Raw genomic sequence first — 16,946 nt, forward strand, 5'->3', positions numbered from 1 at the left:
TATTGGTGGGTGTGGCGAGGTTCGAAGTGCTGGCAGCGGAGTGCCGTGTGTGTTCATAGTGGGCGCACAGTCGTCCATTGGATCTGTCCCGACTGGATCTGTCCCGACTCGGAAAACCCGGGGGTCTTCCGCCCATGAGCAGAGCCGAACATCCGTCCCGCAGAACCGTCCTGGCCGCCGCGGTCGCCGCCGCCGTGGTGAGCGGCACGGGCCCGGCGGTCGCCGCGAGCGCCGCCGACGCCGCCGACCCCGACCGCGCCCCGTCGCGTCCGGTCGACAACCACGCCTGGACCACGTACGCCGACTGGCGCCGCGGCGCTGCCCAGGGCACCCGCGCCGTCGCGGGCGCCCGCCCGGGTCTGGAGATCGGCGCCGCCCTCGGCAGCGTCGACTACACCGACCCGCACACCCAGAAGACGGCGGCCTGGGAGTACGCGACCTGGACGTCCCCCGTCCACAAGCTCTCCGTCCCGGCGACGGAGACCATCGCGTCCTGGAACGCGCACACCCCGGCCGGCACCTGGATCCAGATCGAGCTGCACGGCACGTACTCCGACGGCACGGACACCCCCTGGTACGTGATGGGGCGCTGGGCGGCCGGCGACCAGGACATCAAGCGGACCTCCGTCGACGACCAGACGGACGGCAAGTCCACGATCTGGACGGACACCTTCGCGATCGACGACGCCACGACAGGGCTGCGCCTCGCGTCGTACCGACTCCGCCTGACCCTCTACCGCAAGCCCGGCACCAAGCTCACCCCCACCGTGTGGCGCCTCGGCGCGATGGGCTCCGACATCCCGGACCGCTTCACGGTCCCGGCATCGACCCCCGGTCTGGCGCAGGAGTTGATCGTCCCGCGGTACTCGCAGGAGATCCACGTCGGCCAGTACCCGGAGTACGACAACGGCGGCGAGGCCTGGTGCAGCCCCACCTCCTCGCAGATGATCATCGAGTACTGGGGCGGTCGCCTCACCCCGGAGCAACTCGCCTGGGTGGACCCGGCGTTCGCCGACCCGCAGGTCGACAACGCGGCCCGCTTCACCTACGACTACCAGTACGAGGGCTGCGGCAACTGGCCGTTCAACGCCGCCTACGCGGCGACGTACAAGGGCCTCCAGGGCGTGGTCACCCGGCTCGGCTCGCTCGGCGACCTGGAGACGCTGATCGCGGCGGGCATCCCGGCCATAACGTCCCAGTCGTTCCTCAGCAGCGAACTGACCGGCGCGGGCTACGGCACCTCCGGCCACCTGATGACCGTGATCGGCTTCACCGCCGACGGTGACGTGATCGCCAACGACCCCAACTCGGCCACCGATCCGGCCGTCCGCCGCGTCTACAACCGGCGCGAGTGGGAGAACATCTGGCTGCGCACCAAGCGGTACAACGCCTCCGGCAACCTCTCCTCCGGTACCGGCGGCGTCTGCTACCTCTACTTCCCCGCGCACCCGACCGCCCGCCAGCTCAAGGCCCTCGCGGCGGTGGGCGTGCGCTGACCCCGTGCCGGAGACCGAGGTCCCTGTGACCAAGGTCTCCGGCGCAAAACCCGACACGGATGGCAAGGTGGACGAAACGGGGGAGTCCGCCGCACATCCGACCTCTGCGAGCCACCATGACCGCACACTCAGCCAGCGCCGCCCGCACCCGTACCCGCACCGGCGGCCCCAAGGGCGACGGTCCGAAGATCGTCGAGCACATCGTGGGCTGGACCCTTGTCGTGGTGATCGCGATGCTTGTGACCCAAATCGGCCTGCTGTGACCTGACACATACGCGACCTGCCATACTGCGGTTGACCAAGCCCAGTTGGAGAGCCAGAGTCGAAATTGGAAATCAGTCAGCAGCGTGACGTCACCCGTCCCAGGGCGCGCGGTACCGAGCGTTCCCTGGCGCGCCGTGCCGAACTCATCACCATCGGCCGGAAGTTGTTCGCCGACACGTCCTACGATGCGCTGTCCATGGATGACATCGCGCGGCAGGCGCATGTCGCCAAAGGGCTGATCTACTACTACTTCCAGTCCAAGCGCGGCTACTACCTGGCGATCATCAACGACTCGGTCGCCGACCTGGTGACCTTCGCGGCGAGCGGTCTCGAACTGCCCCAACTCGACCGCGTGCAGCGGACGATGGACAGCTATCTGCGCTGGGCCGAGCACAACCAGGCCGCGTACCGCACGATCGTGAGCGGCGGCGTCGGCTTCGACACCGAGGTGCACGCCATCCGCGACGGGGTGCGCGCGGCGATCGTCGCGACCATCGCCGACGGTGCGTACGGCCGTACCGACATCTCCCGGATCGCCCGCATGGGCCTGTTCGGCTGGGTGTGCAGCGTCGAGGGCGCGACCCTTGAGTGGATCAGTACCGCCGACCTCTCCCGCGAGACGATGCGCGAGATCCTCGTGAAGACCCTGGGCGGCACCCTGCGCGCCATCGAGGAACTGGACCCCGCCCATCCGGCGCCGCCGCCCGCCCGCCGGGACGGCTGAATCCGCGGTTCCGGCCGGTTCGGGACGACCGGGCTATTCTTGAAGTAAGCGGTCGTTAACTGGTGACGCGGGACCTTCGATCGGGCATACTCACAGCGCAGAGCCGCTGGTCAGCCGCTTCCGAGACCCGGGAGTAGGAGCAGCGGCCGCATCCGTGCGGTACCCGGCCACGTCGCCTCGACCCCAGGCGTACGCCCGCCGATGTGCCCGACAGGGAGGAGAGCGTCGCCATGCCCGACCGCGCCCCGCAGCCGGTGGACCGGCAACTGCCCACGGACGAGGCCCGGGATCTGATCTCGCTGGCCCGTGACATCGCGCAGCGCGAGATCGCCCCGAGGGCGGCCGAGGAAGAGGACGCCGGAATCTTCCCGCGCGAGGTCTTCACCCTGCTCTCCCGTTCGGGACTGCTCGGCCTCCCGTACGACTCCGAGTACGGCGGCGGCGACCAGCCCTACGAGGTCTACCTCCAGGTCCTCGAAGAGCTCGCGGCGGCCCGCCTCACGGTCGGCCTCGGCGTCAGCGTCCACTCCCTCTCCTGCCATGCGCTGGCCAACTACGGCACCAAGCAGCAGCAGGTCGAGCACCTCCCCGCGATGCTCGGCGGCGGCCTCCTCGGCGCCTACTGCCTCTCCGAACCCTCCTCCGGCTCCGACGCGGCCTCCCTGCGTACGAAGGCGGTACGCGACGGCGAGGACTGGGCGATCGACGGGACCAAGGCCTGGATCACGCACGGCGGCATCGCCGACTTCTACACGGTCATGGCCCGCACCGGCGAGGACGGCCCACGCGGGATCAGTGCCTTCCTGGTGCCCGGCGACGCGGCCGGACTGAGCGGCGCGGCACCGGAGAGGAAGATGGGCATGAAGGGCTCGCCCACCGCCCAGGTCCACTTCGACGGCGTCCGCGTCCCCGACGAGCGCCGCCTCGGCGAGGAGGGCCAGGGCTTCGCGATCGCCCTGTCCGCGCTGGACTCCGGCCGCCTCGGCATCGCGGCCTGCGCGATCGGCCTGGCCCAGGCGGCACTTGACGAAGCGGTGGCCTACGCGAGCGGCCGACAGCAGTTCGGCCGCCCGATCTCCGACTTCCAGGGCCTGCGCTTCATGCTCGCCGACATGGCCACCCAGATCGAGGCGGGCCGCGCCCTCTACCTCGCGGCGGCCCGGCTGCGCGACGCCGGCCGCCCGTTCGCCAAACAGGCCGCCATGGCCAAACTCCACTGCACCGACACCGCGATGAAGGCGACCATCGACGCCGTCCAGATCCTCGGCGGCTACGGCTACACCGCGGACTTCCCGGTCGAGCGCTACATGCGCGAGGCCAAGGTCCTGCAGATCGTCGAGGGCACGAACCAGATCCAACGGATGGTCATCGCCCGCCACTTGGCGGGCCCGGAAGCCCACCGAACCGGCTGACGCCGGGGGTCTGTTCAGTGGCTCAGGCCGCAGATGCGGTGCGCAGCTCCCGCGCCTTCGCCACGCCCTGTCCGACCTGCTCGGCCCGGTAGCCATCGACGCGGGGGAGTGTGGCAGGCGGGTGCGGTCCGAGTCGCGGGCTGTCGGCGTCCCTGCCTCGGACAACCTCGTGCGGGAGGACTCCACCGCCGATCAGACGCCGTCGATCCCCTCCGCCCTGATCCAGCGGGCAGACCTGAGCGGCGGCGCCGCCAGCCGCGCCCACTCCGGGTCGTGTCGCCCCGGCAGGGTGCGGCCCCGGTCGGCCCAACTCCGCATCAGATCAAGGTAGATGGGCGGGTCCTGGGGCTGCGGCGGCGCCGGCGGAACCGATTCTGCCGGTACGGGGACGAAGATCCGGTGCTGACGCCCGGTCGGCGCATAAGTGGGGGTCATACCAAGGCAACGGAAGGGCATGTCGACAAGTCACCGGTGCCGGTAATCGAGCGTGAGTTCACCGGCGTACAGGTCACGGCTATGGCGACCGCACGCGACCTGACGTACCGTCACCTCCACTGTCTCCAGGGGAGGTTAGCCGTGGCAGACGACCGTCCCGTGCCCCTCGACGAGTACCCCGTGCACCAGGTCCCCCTGTCGATGAAGCACGTAGCGACCGGCGACCGGAACGCCTACGACCGCTGCATCTTCCACGTGTTCGACCACGAGGGCCGCGCCCTGCTGATCCTCGGCCTCGGCGTCTACCCCAACGTCGGGGTGATCGACGCCTACGCGACCCTCCGCACCGGCGACGAACTCCACGCGGTCCGCGCCTCGGACGCCCTCGGCGACGACCGCATGCACCTGGCCGTCGGGCCTCTACGCATCGAGGTGGGGGAGCCACTGCACCGCCTCCGCCTCCGCTGCGAGGACAACTCCCTCTCCTGCGACCTCACTTGGACAGCCGAGTTCCCCGCCCTCTGGGAACCCCACCACGTCCAGTACCGCGGCGACCGGCTCACCCTGGAAGGGCGCCGCTTCGTCCAGGCGGGCGGCGTGGAGGGGGTGATCCGCGCCGGCGACGAGGAGTTCCGGGTCTCCGCGGGCGGCTGGACCGGTACCCGTGACCGGAGTTGGGGCGTGCGGCCGATCCCCGGCGAGGAGGGCGGCCGGCTCGCCGAGGACCATCCCACCGAGGGCTTCCACTGGATCTGGTGCCCGGTCCGCTTCGAGGACCGCTTCCTGATGGTCGTCGTCCAGGAGGACGCCGACGGCTACCGCACCCTGAACGAGGCGACCGTCGTCCGCCCCGGCCACCGAGACCGCCAACTCGGCTGGCCCCAGGCCGAGATCACCTACCGCTCCGGCACCCGCCACCCCGAGCGCGCCCTCATCCACCTCGGCGACGCACGCAAACCCCAGGAACTCGCCGTCGAGATCCTGACCTCCTCGCCCCTGGCGATCGGCGCCGGCTACCCACCCGCCGATGACTGGCAACACGGCACCTGGCGCGGCCGAGCCTGGACCGACAGCCGCACCTACGACCTCACCCACCCCACCCCGCTCGCCGCCTACGGCGTCACCGACCACACGGCCCGCTTCCGCCTCGACGGCCAGGTAGGCCACGGCATCTTCGAGCACGGCTCCTTCGGCCGCCACGACCCGAGCGGCTTCACCGGCTTCGACTCGGTCGCACCGTAGGGGAGTTGAGACATGGCGACGACATCCCGCCCGCGTACGGCCATCTGTGCCCCGGGGAGTTCGCCTGCTGCCTGGCGGTGTGGTGCGAGTTCCGCTTCCTCGGTGTTGCGTGCGTTGGTTCTGTCGGCTTTGACTCGGCAGTGCTGCAAGGGAGTTGAGACATGGCGACGGCACCCAGCCCGCGTACGACCATCTGTGCCCCGGGGAGTTCGCCTGCTGCCTGGCGGTGTGGTGCGAGTTCCGCTTCTTCGGTGTTGCGTGCGTTGGTTCTGTCGGCGTCGACTCGGCAGTGCTGCAAGGGAGTTGAGACATGGCGACGGCACCCCGCCCCCGCACGACCACCCGCGACCCCGAGGAGCTCGCCCAGCGCCTCAGCGCCTGGCTCGACGGACGCCTGCCCGGCGCCAAGGCCGTCGATGTCAGGGTTCCCGCGTCGAACGGCATGTCCAGCGAGACGCTGCTCTTCGACATCGAACACCCCGAACCCCCGCTCCGGGCCTGCGCGTTGAGACTCGCCGCGGACCCGGCGGCGTACACCGTCTTCCCGGTCTATGACATTCCGCGCCAGTTCCGCACGATGCGGCTGGTCGCCGACCGTACCGATCTGCCGGTACCTGAAGTGCGTTGGCTGGAGGAGGACCCGGGCCCGCTCGGCGCGCCGTTCTTCGTCATGGAGCGTGCCGAGGGGCGCGTACCGCCGGACGTCATGCCCTATACGTACGAGGGCAATTGGCTGCACGCGGCGACCGACGCGGAGCGAGAGCGCCTTGAGGTCGCCTCCGTCGCGCTCATCGCCCGCCTGCATGACCAAGTCCCGCTGTCCGAGGCCGAGTTCCTCATGCTCCCGGGCGACGGTGATGCCCTCCATCGCCACGTCGTATCCCAACGTGCCTACTACGCATGGGTGGTTGACGGGCTCGCCCGCTCACCGCTCATCGAGAGCGCCTTCGACCGGCTGACGGAACTCTGGCCGGCCGACCCCGGCGAACCGGTCCTCAACTGGGGCGACGCGCGTATCGGGAACGTCGTCTACGACGGGTTCGACCCCGTCGCGGTCCTCGACTGGGAGATGGCGGCCCCGGCCCCGCGCGAGGTGGACCTCGGCTGGACCGTCTATCTGCACCGCTTCTTCCAGGACCTGACGGTCGCCTTCGGCCAGCCGGGCCTGCCGGAGTTCTTCCGCCGGGACCGGGTGGAGGCCCGGTACGCCGAACTCACCGGTCACACCCCGCGCGACATGGACTTCTACACCCTGTACGCGGCTCTGCGGCACGCGATCGTGATGCTCCGCATCGCCTACCGGCAGGTGCACTTCGGCGAAGTGACCGTCCCGGCGGACCCGGACACACTGATCCTGCACCACGACAGCCTGCGGGCCATGGTGCAGGGCAGCTACTGGGGTTGAGCGAGAGCGCTCAGGCGGCGGGGCGCATGACGGGCACCCGCATCGGGCGCGAGCTGGGGCCGCCCACGTGCGAGAAGGGCTGCGTCCGCCAGTCGAGGCCCTGAGGGAGCGTCAACAGCAGCGCGGTGTCCTGCTCCTGGGGCTCCGCCGTCTCGTCGGCGGACCGGGCGTCGGACGCCTCACGGCCCGTACCGGCGCAGACCGTCAGCCCGAACGGGTTCCACGGCGACGCGCACAGCGCGTGCTCCGGCAGGACCTCCTCGTCCGCGAGGAGTGCGATGGGCTGCACGCAGTCCGGGCAGATCACCCGGTACATCTCGAAGGTGTCGTACGCGTCGAGCTCTTCGGCGTCGAAATCGTCTGATTCGACGCCCTCCGGCTCGGAGTCGACGACGAGCTGCGGCCGCTTGGGCGCGGTGCGTCCAGGGCGCTTAAGACTCTGCATGGGTTCTCCCCCTACTGGGCTGGGCCGTGAAGGCGCTGCGGCCTCGACCACAGCAAGCACTTCCCGCCCCGTCTCCGCGGTAATCACGAGACCATCACGGAGACCGCCCAGGGCCTGTGGCGTTCGTCACATGCCGCTCGCAGATGCCCGAGGCGGCGGTTTTGTCCCCGGCCGTCACGCGGGTCGCTCTCCGCCACATCACGAACCGGGTATGACCTGCACCGCAGAGGTATCGGAGGAGATCAGCCGCACTGTAGGTTCTTGCGTCATGGAGGAGCTGGACCGACAAATCGTGCAGCTGCTCGTCAAGGACGGGCGGATGAGCTACACAGACCTGGGCAAGGCCACGGGCCTGTCCACGTCGGCCGTGCACCAGCGGGTGCGCCGGCTGGAGCAGCGGGGCGTCATCCGCGGGTACGCCGCGGTCGTCGACCCGGAGGCGGTGGGCCTGCCCATGACCGCCTTCATCTCGGTGAAACCGTTCGACCCGAGCGCCCCCGACGACATCGCGGACCGCCTCTCCGACGTCCCCGAGATCGAGGCCTGCCACAGCGTCGCGGGCGACGAGAACTACATCCTCAAGGTGCGAGTCTCCACCCCGCACGAACTGGAGGAGCTACTGGCCCGGCTGCGCGGCCTGGCCGGTGTCTCGACCCGGACCACCGTGGTGCTCTCGACGCCGTACGAGGCCCGCCCGCCCCGCATCTGACGGACCTGCGTTCGGGGCGGCGCCGGTGAGGCGCGAGACTGTTCCCCATGAGTGAGCGCACCCCCGAACCGTCGACCATCCTGCTCCGCCGCGGCGAGGTCCACAGTCCCGCCGACCCGTTCGCGACCGCGATGGTCGTGGAGCGCGGCCAGGTCGCCTGGGTCGGCTCCGAGGGCGCCGCCGACGCGTTCGCGGACGGCGTCGACGAGGTGGTCGACCTGGACGGCGGGCTGGTCACCCCGGCGTTCACCGACGCACACGTCCACACCACCGCCACCGGCCTCGCGCTCACCGGCCTCGACCTGTCCGACGCGCCCTCCCTGGAGGCGGCCCTGTCCCTCGTCCGGGACTTCGCCACCGCGCGGCCGGCCGACCGCGTCCTGCTCGGCCACGGCTGGGACGCGGCCCGCTGGCCCGGGGGCCGCCCGCCGACCCGCGCCGAACTCGACACGGCGACCGGCGGACGCCCGCTCTACCTCTCCCGCATCGACGTCCACTCGGCGGTCGTCAGCACGACCCTGCTCGACCTGGTCCCCGGCTTCGACGCGCCGGACGGCCCCCTCACCGCCGACGCCCACCACGCCGTCCGCGCCACCGCGCTGGCCGCCATCACGCCCGAGCAGCGCGTCGAGGCCCAGCGCACCGCCCTGGCCCACGTCGCCTCCCTGGGTGTCGGTTCGGTCCACGAGTGCGCCGGGCCCGAGATCTCCTCCGAGGACGACTTCACGGGCCTGCTGCGGCTCGCCCGTGAGGAGCCGGGGCCGCGCGTCGTCGGCTACTGGGCCGAGCGGGACGTGGCGAAGGCGCGGGAGCTGGGCGCCGTAGGAGCGGCGGGTGATCTCTTCGTCGACGGTGCTCTCGGGTCGCACACCGCGTGTCTGCACGAGCCGTACGCCGATGCCGGGCACGCCGGGATCGCGTATCTCGACGCGGCGGCCGTCGCCGCCCATGTCGTCGCCTGTACCGAGGCGGGCCTCCAGGCGGGCTTCCACGCCATCGGGGACGCCGCGGTGACCTCGGTGGTCGACGGTGTCCGGGCGGCCGCGGAGAAGGTCGGCCTGGGCCGCGTCCGCGCCGCCCGGCACCGGGTCGAACACGCCGAGATGCTCACTCCGGAGACCATCGCGGCCTTCGCCGAGCTGGGCCTGACCGCTTCCGTGCAGCCTGCCTTCGACGCGCTGTGGGGCGGCGAGGAGGGCATGTACGCCCAGCGGCTGGGCGCGGAGCGGGCGCACGCCCTGAACCCCTTCGCGGCCCTGCTGCGGGCCGGTGTGCCGCTCGCCTTCGGCTCGGACAGCCCGGTCACGCCGATCGACCCGTGGGGCACCGTCCGCGCCGCCGCGTTCCATCGGACGGCTGAACATCGGGTCTCCGTGCGGGCTGCGTTCACCGCGCATACGCGGGGCGGCTGGCGGGCCGTAGGACGGGACGACGCGGGTGTTCTGGTGCCGGGCGCGCCCGCCGACTACGCCGTCTGGCGGACCGACGCCCTGGTCGTGCAGGCGCCCGACGACCGGGTCGCGCGCTGGTCGACCGACCCGCGCTCCGGCACACCCGGACTGCCCGACCTGACGCCGGGCGGAGACCTTCCGGTGTGCCTGCGCACCGTCGTGGGCGGACGGACGGTGTTCGTACGGCCGGGCGAGTGATCTCCCGGGGTGGCGTGCCCCCGATCCACGGCCGCCGCCCTGTCGCGCGACCTGCGCATCCTCTGCCCTGACCAGCCGGTTGAGGGAGAAAGTCCAGGTCAAACGGCTGTTGACAGGCGGGCGCAGGGGGCCGGTAGGTTCGTCCGAGTCCACCACCGGACGCCCGACCGGGGAACCTCCGAGCAATCGCCGAAGCGCCGCTGGGTCAGGGTCGGTGTGCCGCACCGGGCACCGAAACTGGGAGCCAGGCTCAGCGCCCGCGCCACGGCGAGGGAACGTTCCGGCCGGTCGGCTGGTGTGACCCGGGTGGGGCCCGGACGTCCAGTAGACAACGGCCTTGGTCGACCCGCAGCCGGCGGGTCCCAGGTCGGCCCGAAGGGCGCCGGGCCCCCATCCGCAGCACTAGATACCGAAAAGGACGTTCTTACCCCGTTCTTGTCGAATCGACACCACCGTACGAACGACGTGGCACGTCATGCCAGGCCGCGGCCACTATGGTGGACGCCTGCGTACGGACATGAAGGGGCAGCAGTGAACGACGGCGACGGAGCCCTCGCGGCACAGGCCCAGGGGCGGAAGTTCGGCCCGCTCGGCACGGCCTTGGTGATCATCCCGACCTACAACGAGGCGGAGAACATCAAGTCCATCGTCCGTCGGGTGCGGCAGTCGGTCCCCGAGGCTCATGTCCTCGTGGCGGACGACAACAGCCCCGACGGCACCGGCAAGCTGGCCGACGAGCTGGCGGCCGAGGACGAACAGGTCCAGGTGCTGCACCGCAAGGGCAAGGAAGGCCTCGGCGCCGCCTACCTGGCGGGCTTCCACTGGGGCATGGACAACGGCTACGGCGTCCTCATCGAGATGGACGCCGACGGCTCCCACCAGCCCGAGGAGCTGCCCCGGCTGCTCACCGCGCTCAAGGGCGCGGACCTGGTGCTCGGCTCCCGCTGGGTGCCCGGCGGCCGGGTGGTGAACTGGCCGAAGTCCCGCGAGTTCATCTCCCGCGGCGGCAGCCTCTACTCCCGCGTGGCCCTCGACCTGCCGCTGCGTGACATCACCGGCGGCTACCGGGCCTTCCGCCGCGAGACCCTCGAAGGCCTCGGCCTGGACGACGTGGCCTCCCAGGGCTACTGCTTCCAGGTCGACCTGGCCCGCCGCGCCGTCCGGGCCGGCTACCACGTCGTCGAGGTCCCCATCACCTTCGTGGAGCGCGAACTCGGCGACTCCAAGATGAGCCGCGACATCCTCGTCGAGGCCCTGTGGCGGGTCACGACGTGGGGCGTGGGCGAGCGCGTCGGCAAACTCCGCGGCCGTGCGAACCCCGGGAGAAAGCCCTCACAGCCGTAGCCCCACGACTTCACAGGCCTCGTTGATCGTCCGCTTATCCCGCACTGAGCCGGGCCCAGGCACACTGGACGTATGACGACTGGCGCACCCACCCCTTCCTCCGCCGCCCGGCCTCCGCGTTCCCGGCTGCGTACGTTCCTGCCGTTGGGCATCGCCGTGTGGCTGGTGCTGGAGATCTGGCTGCTGACGGTGGTCGCGGGCGCGTCGAGCGGGCTCACGGTCTTCCTGCTGCTGCTCGCCGGGTTCGTGCTCGGTGCCGTGGTGATCAAGCGGGCGGGCCGGCGAGCCTTCCAGAACCTGAGCCAGGCCGTGCAACAGGGCACCGCCCCGGCCAGCGGCGGTGGCAGCGGCCTCATGATGCTGGGCGGCCTGCTGCTGATGATCCCCGGCCTGATCTCGGACGCCCTGGGCCTGCTCCTGCTGATTCCGCCGGTCCAGAAGGCCCTGGGGCGCTACGCGGAGCGCGTGGTCCAGCGGAAGCTCGGCAAGGCGGCTCCCGGCACCCTGGGGGACGCCTTCCAGCAGGCCCGTATGCGCCGCCCGGACGGCAAGGTCGTCCAGGGCGAGGTCATCCGCGACGAGCCCGCCGGCGACGCCCCGCAGGGCCCGCGCCCGCCGCTCACCCGCTGACACTCCTCCCGGACGCCGGGACACCCGGACCCCGGGACTCTGGACACGCAAAAGCGCGGGCGCCGTACATGTTCGTACGGCGCCCGCGCTTACTTGCTTGTACTTGTTCGTGCGGTAGAACCGCTCCGGACCTTCAGGACTAGGCCGACTTGCGGCTGTCCCTCGGGTGAACCGCGATATTCATCGCGCCGGAACGGAGAACGGCAAGACGCTCCTCAAGGACCTCTTCGAGTTCCTCGCGGGTGCGCCGCTCCATCAGCATGTCCCAGTGGGTACGCGCGGGCTTGGCCTTCTTTTCCTCAGGGCCGTCGCCGTCGACCAGGAGTGCCTGGGCCCCGCAGACCTTGCACTCCCACTCCGGCGGAATCTCCGCCTCGACCGAGAAGGGCATCTCAAAGCGATGTCCCTTCTCGCATGCGTACTCCACGGCCTGGCGTGGTGCCAGGTCGATACCGCGGTCCGTCTCGTAGCTGGTCACCACGAGGCGCGTGCCGCGAAGAGCTCGCTCACTCATGAATCGTGCCTCCCGGGCTTGTCGCCCACAGGACAGGTGTCGCTGTCGTCGTCATCCGGTCAACGTCCGGTCGGCGGTAAAAATTCCCGTACGGGGTCATGCGTCGCCGTCGTAGCCGCCCCTTGTTGTACCCACCAGCGCCCGGTTTGTCACATCTACTAGCAGATGTCACCTAGCGATTCGTCATCTTTGACGCGCAGTAACGGTACGCCAGGCAGGCCAAACGCGTACACTACCGCCCTTTCGCCTCCAGCGCTAAATCCTCTCGGGAAGAGGATTCCCCGCGTCGCTGATCGCCCGCGCCACCGGAACCCGCGCGAGCAGCACGAATCCCACCACGAAGAAGACCACCAGGGAGATGATCGCGTCCCGATAACTTCCGGTCAGCTGGTAGGTCACCCCGAACAGAAGGGGTCCCAGCCAGCTCATGCCCCGATCGCTCATCTCGTACGCCGAGAAGTACTCGGCCTCTTTCCCGGGCGGCACCAGATGGGAGAACAGGGACCGGGACAGCGCCTGGCTGCCGCCCAGGACGAGGCCGATCCCGGCGGCCAGCACGAAGAACCAGACGGGCGCGCCGGCGGGCAGGAAGTACCCGGCGGCCAGCGTCACCGTCCACGCGATCAGCGAGCCGAGAATCGTCCGCTTGGCCCCGTAGGTCCGGGCGAGTCGCCCCATGCCGAGCGCGCCGGCCACCGCGAGCACCTGGACCATGAGGACGGCCGTGATGAGTGTGGACTGGCTCAGGCCCAGCTCCTCGGAGCCGTACACGGATGCCTGGGAGATCACCGTCTGGATGCCGTCGTTGTAGATCAGGTAGGCGAACAGGAAGGACAGGGTGAGCGGTTTGCCGCGCATGTCCCGGACGGTCGCCGCGAGCTGCCGCCAGCCCTGCGCCGTGGGCGCCTCGGGCGTCGTACGGCCGCGGTCGCGCAGCCGTTTCAGCGGTACGAGGGTGAAGGCGCCCCACCAGATCCCGGCCGAGGCGAGACAGATGCGGACGGCCATCGACTCGGAGAGGCCGAAGGAGTCATGGGCGGTGAACAGGATCAGGTTCAGGACGAGGACCAGGGAGCCCGCCGCGTAGCCGAAGGCCCAGCCGCGGGAGGAGACCGCGTCGCGTTCCTCCGGAGGGGCGATCTGCGGGAGGTAGGAGTTGTACACGACCATCGAGACGGCCACGGAGGAGTTGGCGACGATCAGCAGGAAGCCGCCCAGGAGATAGCGGTCGCCGTCCAGGAAGAACAGGCCCGTGGTGGCGGTCGCGCCCACATAGGCGGCGAGCGCCAGGAGGGGCTTCTTGCGGCCCGTGCGGTCGGCCGCCGCGCCCGCGAGGGGCATCACCAGGATCGACACGATGACGGACGCGGAGACCGTGTAGGCGAAGAAGGACCCCGCCCGAATCGGTATCCCCAGGGGATGCACGAACCCGTCCGGGTCCGCCGCCGACTTCGCGACCGAGGTCAGATAGGGGCCCAGGAACACGGTGAGCACACTCGTCGAGTAGACGGAGCAGGCCCAGTCGTAGAAGTACCAGCCGCGCTGCTCACGCCGCCGCTCGGCGGCCTCGTCGGCCGGCTGTGACCGCAGGGTGTCGGTACCCACCCGTGCCCTCGCTTCCCCGTGAACGCGTCGTCCGGGGGGCTCAGGCCCAGACGCCCCGTTCCACCATGACCTCGCGCAGTGTGTCGATGTGATCGGTCATGATGCCATCGACGCCCAGGTCCAGGAGCCGGTGTATGCGATCGGCCTCGTTGATGGTCCACACGTGGACCTGCACCCCGCGTGCGTGGGCGGCGCTCACGAAGCGCCGGTCAACCACAGGGACGCCCGACTGCTCCTCGGGCACCTGTGCGGCGACCGCCGAACGGCGCACCGGGAGAGGCGCGCCCCAGGACCGCAGCCGCAGATTCAGCACCCCGCGCGTGCCGAACGACGTGGCCAGGCGCGGCCCTGCCAGGTGCTGGGCGCGGACCACACGCTTCTCGGAGAAGGAGCCGACGAGGACGCGGTTCCAGGAGTCGGTGCGCTCCAGGAGTTCCAGGAGGGGAAGCAGCGCCGGCTCCGCCTTGATGTCGACGTTCCAGCGCACCTCGGGGAAGGTCTCCAGCAACTCCTCGAAGAGGGGCACCGGTTCCTTGCCCGCCACGCGCGCGTGGCTCACGTCCGACCAGAACAGGTCCGCGATCCGGCCCGCGCCGTCGGTCATCCGGTCCAGGGTCTCGTCGTGGAAGGCGACGAGCTTCCCGTCCGCCGTGGCGTGGACATCGGTCTCGATGTACCGGTAGCCGAGCTCCACCGCGCGGCGGAACTGGAACACGGTGTTCTCCAGGCCGTCCGCCGCCCCGCCCCGGTGGGCGAAGGGGATCGGGCCGGGGTGGTCGAGGTACGGATGACGTATGAGCGTGGTCACCCGGGCAGTATGGCCCGTTCCGGTGACCCGGTGGCTACGACCGTGCTGCCGCCGGATGCCGACGGGGCGGCGAACACGCGCAGGAAGAGCTGGGCCAGCGGTCCGATCGCCAGGGCGTAGAGCAGGGTGCCGATGCCGACGGTGCCGCCGAGCGCGAAGCCGGTGGCCACGACCGCGACCTCGATCGCCGTCCGGATCAGGCGGATGGAGCGGCCCGTGCGCCTGTGCAGCCCGGTCATCAGGCCGTCGCGCGGGCCCGGTCCGAAGTTCGCGGAGATGTAGAGACCGGTGGCTGCCCCGTTGAGCACGATGCCCGCAAGCAGCAGCGGAATCCGTACGGCCAGGCCATGCGCGTCAGGGACCAGGGCCAGGGTGCCGTCCATCGCGAGGCCGACCACGAACACGTTGGAGACCGTGCCGAGGCCCGGGCGCTGGCGCAGCGGGATCCACAGGAGCAGCACCGCCGCGCCCACGATGATCGAGACGACGCCGATCGTCAGGCCGGTGAGTTCGGCGAGGCCCTGGTGCAGCACGTTCCAGGGCTCCAGGCCCAGGCCCGACACCACCAGGAGCGCCGAGCTGGCGCCGTAGAGGGCGAGTCCGACGTACAGCTGGACCAACCGTCGTCCGAGGCGGCTCTGCGTGGACAAAGGGGGCTCCTTGGTGGTGGTAGTGGCCTGACACATGGCACTCTGTGGCTTGAGAACGAATGCCATCCATGGCCAATTCCGGGAAGGTGGACTGGTTTCCATGGCGCAGTGGACCTCGGCGATGGGCGCCGCACAGCTCGCCCGGCTGCTCAACTCCCAGCAGGACCGGCCGGCTGGACCCGGCACGCGCCGACCGCCCGCCTATCGCGCGCTCGCGGACGGCATCCGGCTGCTCGTGCTGGAGGGGCGCGTCCCGGTGGCCGCCCGGCTGCCCGCCGAGCGGGAGCTGGCCCTCGCGCTGTCCGTCAGCCGCACCACCGTCGCCGCCGCCTACGAGGCGCTGCGCACCGAGGGGTTCCTGGAGTCGCGGCGCGGGGCCGGCAGCTGGACCGCCGTACCGGCCGGAAATCCGCTCCCCGCGCGCGGGTTGGAGCCGTTGCCCCCGGAGGCACTCGGTTCGGTGATCGACCTCGGCTGCGCCTCGCTGCCCGCGCCCGAGCCGTGGCTCACCCGGGCCGTGCAGGGCGCCCTGGAGGAGCTGCCGCCGTACGCCCACACGCACGGCGACTATCCGGCCGGGCTGCCCGCGCTGCGCGCGATGATCGCCGAGCGGTACACCCTGCGCGGGATCCCGACCATGCCCGAGCAGATCATGGTGACGACCGGCGCGATGGGCGCCATCGATGCCATCTGTCATCTCTTCGCGGGGCGCGGCGAGCGGGTTGCCGTCGAGTCGCCCTCCTACGCCAACATCCTTCAGTTGATGCGGGAGGCGGGTGCCCGGCTGGTGCCCGTGGCGATGGCCGACGGGCTCTCCGGCTGGGACATGGACCGCTGGCGCCAGGTGCTGCGCGACGCCGCGCCCCGGCTCGCGTACGTCGTCGCCGACTTCCACAACCCGACCGGTGCCCTCGCGGACGACGACCAGCGCCGCCGCCTCGTGGACGCGGCCCGCTCGGCGGGCACGGTGCTCGTCGCCGACGAGACGATGACCGAGCTGTGGCTGGACGACGACGTCGACATGCCGCGCCCCGTCTGCGGCTTCGACCCGGCCGGCTCTACGGTCATCACCGTGGGCTCCGCCAGCAAGGCCTTCTGGGCGGGCATGCGCATCGGCTGGGTCCGCGCGGCCCCCGACGTGATCCGCAGCCTGGTCTCGGCCCGCGCCTACGCCGACCTCGGCACACCGGTGTTGGAGCAGCTCGCCGTCAACTGGCTGTTCAGCACGGGCGGTTGGGAACAGGCGGTGGAGATCCGTCGTGGTCAGGCCCGCGAGAACCGGGACGCGCTCGTCGCGGCCGTACGGCGGGAGCTGCCCGACTGGGAGTTCGAGGTGCCCAAGGGCGGGCTCACGCTGTGGGTGCGCACGGGCGGGCTGTCGGGATCACGGCTCGCCGAGATGGGGGAGCGCGTCGGGGTCCGGGTGCCGTCCGGGCCGCGCTTCGGCGTCGACGGCGCCTTCGAGGGGTATGTGCGACTGCCGTTCACCGTGGGCGGCGCGGTGGCCGAGGAGGCGGCGGTACGGCTGGCCGCGGCGGCCCGGCTGGTGGAGAACGGGGTCACCGGGGGCGGCGGCGAGTCGCCGCGCACCTTCGTGGCGTAGACGAGTCTCCA

The 16,946-nt window shown here is 70.9% G+C and carries 17 protein-coding genes; 11 read left to right on the forward strand and 6 right to left on the reverse strand.

The features are described from left to right. Window positions 1–134: 134 nt before the first annotated feature. The 4 genes from OG226_RS39930 to OG226_RS39945 all read left to right on the forward strand — a co-directional run bounded on the left by OG226_RS39930 (window position 135) and on the right by OG226_RS39945 (window position 3,896). Entirely contained in the window at window positions 135–1,496 is a 1,362-nt protein-coding gene (locus OG226_RS39930; RefSeq protein WP_329351672.1) for a peptidase C39 family protein, read from the forward strand. Window positions 1,497–1,612: 116 nt separating this feature from the next. Further along, complete coding sequence (locus OG226_RS39935; protein WP_328684588.1) at window positions 1,613–1,759, forward strand: SCO1431 family membrane protein; 147 nt, start codon at window positions 1,613–1,615, stop codon at window positions 1,757–1,759. A 65-nt stretch (window positions 1,760–1,824) separates the two neighbouring features. Beyond that, complete coding sequence (locus tag OG226_RS39940) at window positions 1,825–2,484, forward strand: TetR/AcrR family transcriptional regulator (protein WP_329351674.1); 660 nt, start codon at window positions 1,825–1,827, stop codon at window positions 2,482–2,484. Between the two features lie 230 nt (window positions 2,485–2,714). Then, a complete protein-coding gene (locus tag OG226_RS39945) occupies window positions 2,715–3,896 on the forward strand; it encodes an acyl-CoA dehydrogenase family protein (protein WP_329351676.1) in 1,182 nt (393 codons plus the stop codon). Between the two features lie 192 nt (window positions 3,897–4,088). On the opposite strand, the gene OG226_RS39950 is transcribed toward OG226_RS39945, so the two are convergent. After that, a complete protein-coding gene (locus tag OG226_RS39950) occupies window positions 4,089–4,331 on the reverse strand; it encodes a hypothetical protein (protein ID WP_328684591.1) in 243 nt (80 codons plus the stop codon). 141 nt (window positions 4,332–4,472) lie between these two features. On the opposite strand from OG226_RS39950, the gene OG226_RS39955 reads away from it, so the two are divergent. Both OG226_RS39955 and OG226_RS39960 read left to right on the forward strand, forming a co-directional pair. After that, window positions 4,473–5,573, forward strand: a complete 1,101-nt coding sequence (locus tag OG226_RS39955) for a hypothetical protein (RefSeq protein WP_329351677.1) — start codon at window positions 4,473–4,475, stop codon at window positions 5,571–5,573. Between the two features lie 310 nt (window positions 5,574–5,883). Further along, window positions 5,884–6,978: a phosphotransferase family protein gene (locus OG226_RS39960; RefSeq protein WP_329351678.1), complete on the forward strand. Its 1,095-nt coding sequence runs from the start codon at window positions 5,884–5,886 to the stop codon at window positions 6,976–6,978. A gap of 10 nt (window positions 6,979–6,988) precedes the next feature. On the opposite strand, the gene OG226_RS39965 is transcribed toward OG226_RS39960, so the two are convergent. Continuing rightward, window positions 6,989–7,423, reverse strand: a complete 435-nt coding sequence (locus tag OG226_RS39965; RefSeq protein WP_327405497.1) for a hypothetical protein — start codon at window positions 7,421–7,423, stop codon at window positions 6,989–6,991. A 268-nt stretch (window positions 7,424–7,691) separates the two neighbouring features. Here OG226_RS39965 and OG226_RS39970 point away from each other — a divergent pair, with 268 nt between their 5' ends. The 4 genes from OG226_RS39970 (at window position 7,692) to fxsA (ending at window position 11,755) form a co-directional block, all read left to right on the forward strand. Beyond that, window positions 7,692–8,132, forward strand: a complete 441-nt coding sequence (locus OG226_RS39970; protein ID WP_026150833.1) for an Lrp/AsnC family transcriptional regulator — start codon at window positions 7,692–7,694, stop codon at window positions 8,130–8,132. Window positions 8,133–8,179: 47 nt separating this feature from the next. After that, window positions 8,180–9,781, forward strand: coding sequence for an amidohydrolase (locus tag OG226_RS39975; RefSeq protein WP_329351679.1), 1,602 nt, complete (start codon window positions 8,180–8,182; stop codon window positions 9,779–9,781). A gap of 531 nt (window positions 9,782–10,312) precedes the next feature. After that, a complete protein-coding gene (locus OG226_RS39980; RefSeq protein WP_266870020.1) occupies window positions 10,313–11,125 on the forward strand; it encodes a polyprenol monophosphomannose synthase in 813 nt (270 codons plus the stop codon). A 72-nt stretch (window positions 11,126–11,197) separates the two neighbouring features. Further along, on the forward strand, window positions 11,198–11,755 hold the full coding sequence (gene fxsA, locus OG226_RS39985) for an FxsA family membrane protein (protein ID WP_328684595.1): 558 nt from the start codon (window positions 11,198–11,200) through the stop codon (window positions 11,753–11,755). 139 nt (window positions 11,756–11,894) lie between these two features. Here fxsA and OG226_RS39990 read toward each other — a convergent pair whose 3' ends face one another. The 4 genes from OG226_RS39990 to yczE form a co-directional block, all read right to left on the reverse strand. Continuing rightward, complete coding sequence (locus tag OG226_RS39990) at window positions 11,895–12,269, reverse strand: RNA polymerase-binding protein RbpA (RefSeq protein WP_003977404.1); 375 nt, start codon at window positions 12,267–12,269, stop codon at window positions 11,895–11,897. A gap of 255 nt (window positions 12,270–12,524) precedes the next feature. Continuing rightward, window positions 12,525–13,874, reverse strand: coding sequence for an MFS transporter (locus OG226_RS39995; RefSeq protein ID WP_328684596.1), 1,350 nt, complete (start codon window positions 13,872–13,874; stop codon window positions 12,525–12,527). Between the two features lie 40 nt (window positions 13,875–13,914). Next, window positions 13,915–14,682, reverse strand: coding sequence for a glycerophosphodiester phosphodiesterase (locus tag OG226_RS40000; protein WP_328684597.1), 768 nt, complete (start codon window positions 14,680–14,682; stop codon window positions 13,915–13,917). Further along, window positions 14,679–15,368: a membrane protein YczE gene (gene yczE, locus OG226_RS40005; protein WP_328684598.1), complete on the reverse strand. Its 690-nt coding sequence runs from the start codon at window positions 15,366–15,368 to the stop codon at window positions 14,679–14,681. The genes OG226_RS40000 and yczE overlap by 4 nt, the downstream gene beginning before the upstream one ends. Window positions 15,369–15,432: 64 nt before the next feature. Between yczE and OG226_RS40010 the strand changes: the two genes are divergently transcribed. Continuing rightward, a complete protein-coding gene (locus OG226_RS40010) occupies window positions 15,433–16,935 on the forward strand; it encodes an SCO1417 family MocR-like transcription factor (protein WP_328684599.1) in 1,503 nt (500 codons plus the stop codon). The last annotated feature ends 11 nt before the right edge of the window (window positions 16,936–16,946 follow it).

Origin of the sequence: Streptomyces sp. NBC_01261, from assembly GCF_036226385.1 — a bacterium.
In the GTDB taxonomy this organism is placed as follows: domain Bacteria; phylum Actinomycetota; class Actinomycetes; order Streptomycetales; family Streptomycetaceae; genus Streptomyces.

What these genes read in the sequence shown, in the direction of transcription:
- OG226_RS39935 (WP_328684588.1), top strand. Translation starts at nt 1,613, where the DNA reads ATGACCGCACACTCAGCCAGCGCCGCCCGCACCCGTACCCGCACCGGC.
- OG226_RS39965 (WP_327405497.1), bottom strand. Translation starts at nt 7,423, where the DNA reads ATGCAGAGTCTTAAGCGCCCTGGACGCACCGCGCCCAAGCGGCCGCAG.
- OG226_RS40010 (WP_328684599.1), top strand. Translation starts at nt 15,433, where the DNA reads ATGGCGCAGTGGACCTCGGCGATGGGCGCCGCACAGCTCGCCCGGCTG.
- OG226_RS39945 (WP_329351676.1), top strand. Translation starts at nt 2,715, where the DNA reads ATGCCCGACCGCGCCCCGCAGCCGGTGGACCGGCAACTGCCCACGGAC.
- OG226_RS39970 (WP_026150833.1), top strand. Translation starts at nt 7,692, where the DNA reads ATGGAGGAGCTGGACCGACAAATCGTGCAGCTGCTCGTCAAGGACGGG.
- OG226_RS39975 (WP_329351679.1), top strand. Translation starts at nt 8,180, where the DNA reads ATGAGTGAGCGCACCCCCGAACCGTCGACCATCCTGCTCCGCCGCGGC.
- yczE (WP_328684598.1), bottom strand. Translation starts at nt 15,368, where the DNA reads ATGTGTCAGGCCACTACCACCACCAAGGAGCCCCCTTTGTCCACGCAG.
- OG226_RS39950 (WP_328684591.1), bottom strand. Translation starts at nt 4,331, where the DNA reads ATGACCCCCACTTATGCGCCGACCGGGCGTCAGCACCGGATCTTCGTC.
- OG226_RS39990 (WP_003977404.1), bottom strand. Translation starts at nt 12,269, where the DNA reads ATGAGTGAGCGAGCTCTTCGCGGCACGCGCCTCGTGGTGACCAGCTAC.
- OG226_RS39930 (WP_329351672.1), top strand. Translation starts at nt 135, where the DNA reads ATGAGCAGAGCCGAACATCCGTCCCGCAGAACCGTCCTGGCCGCCGCG.
- fxsA (WP_328684595.1), top strand. Translation starts at nt 11,198, where the DNA reads ATGACGACTGGCGCACCCACCCCTTCCTCCGCCGCCCGGCCTCCGCGT.
- OG226_RS39960 (WP_329351678.1), top strand. Translation starts at nt 5,884, where the DNA reads ATGGCGACGGCACCCCGCCCCCGCACGACCACCCGCGACCCCGAGGAG.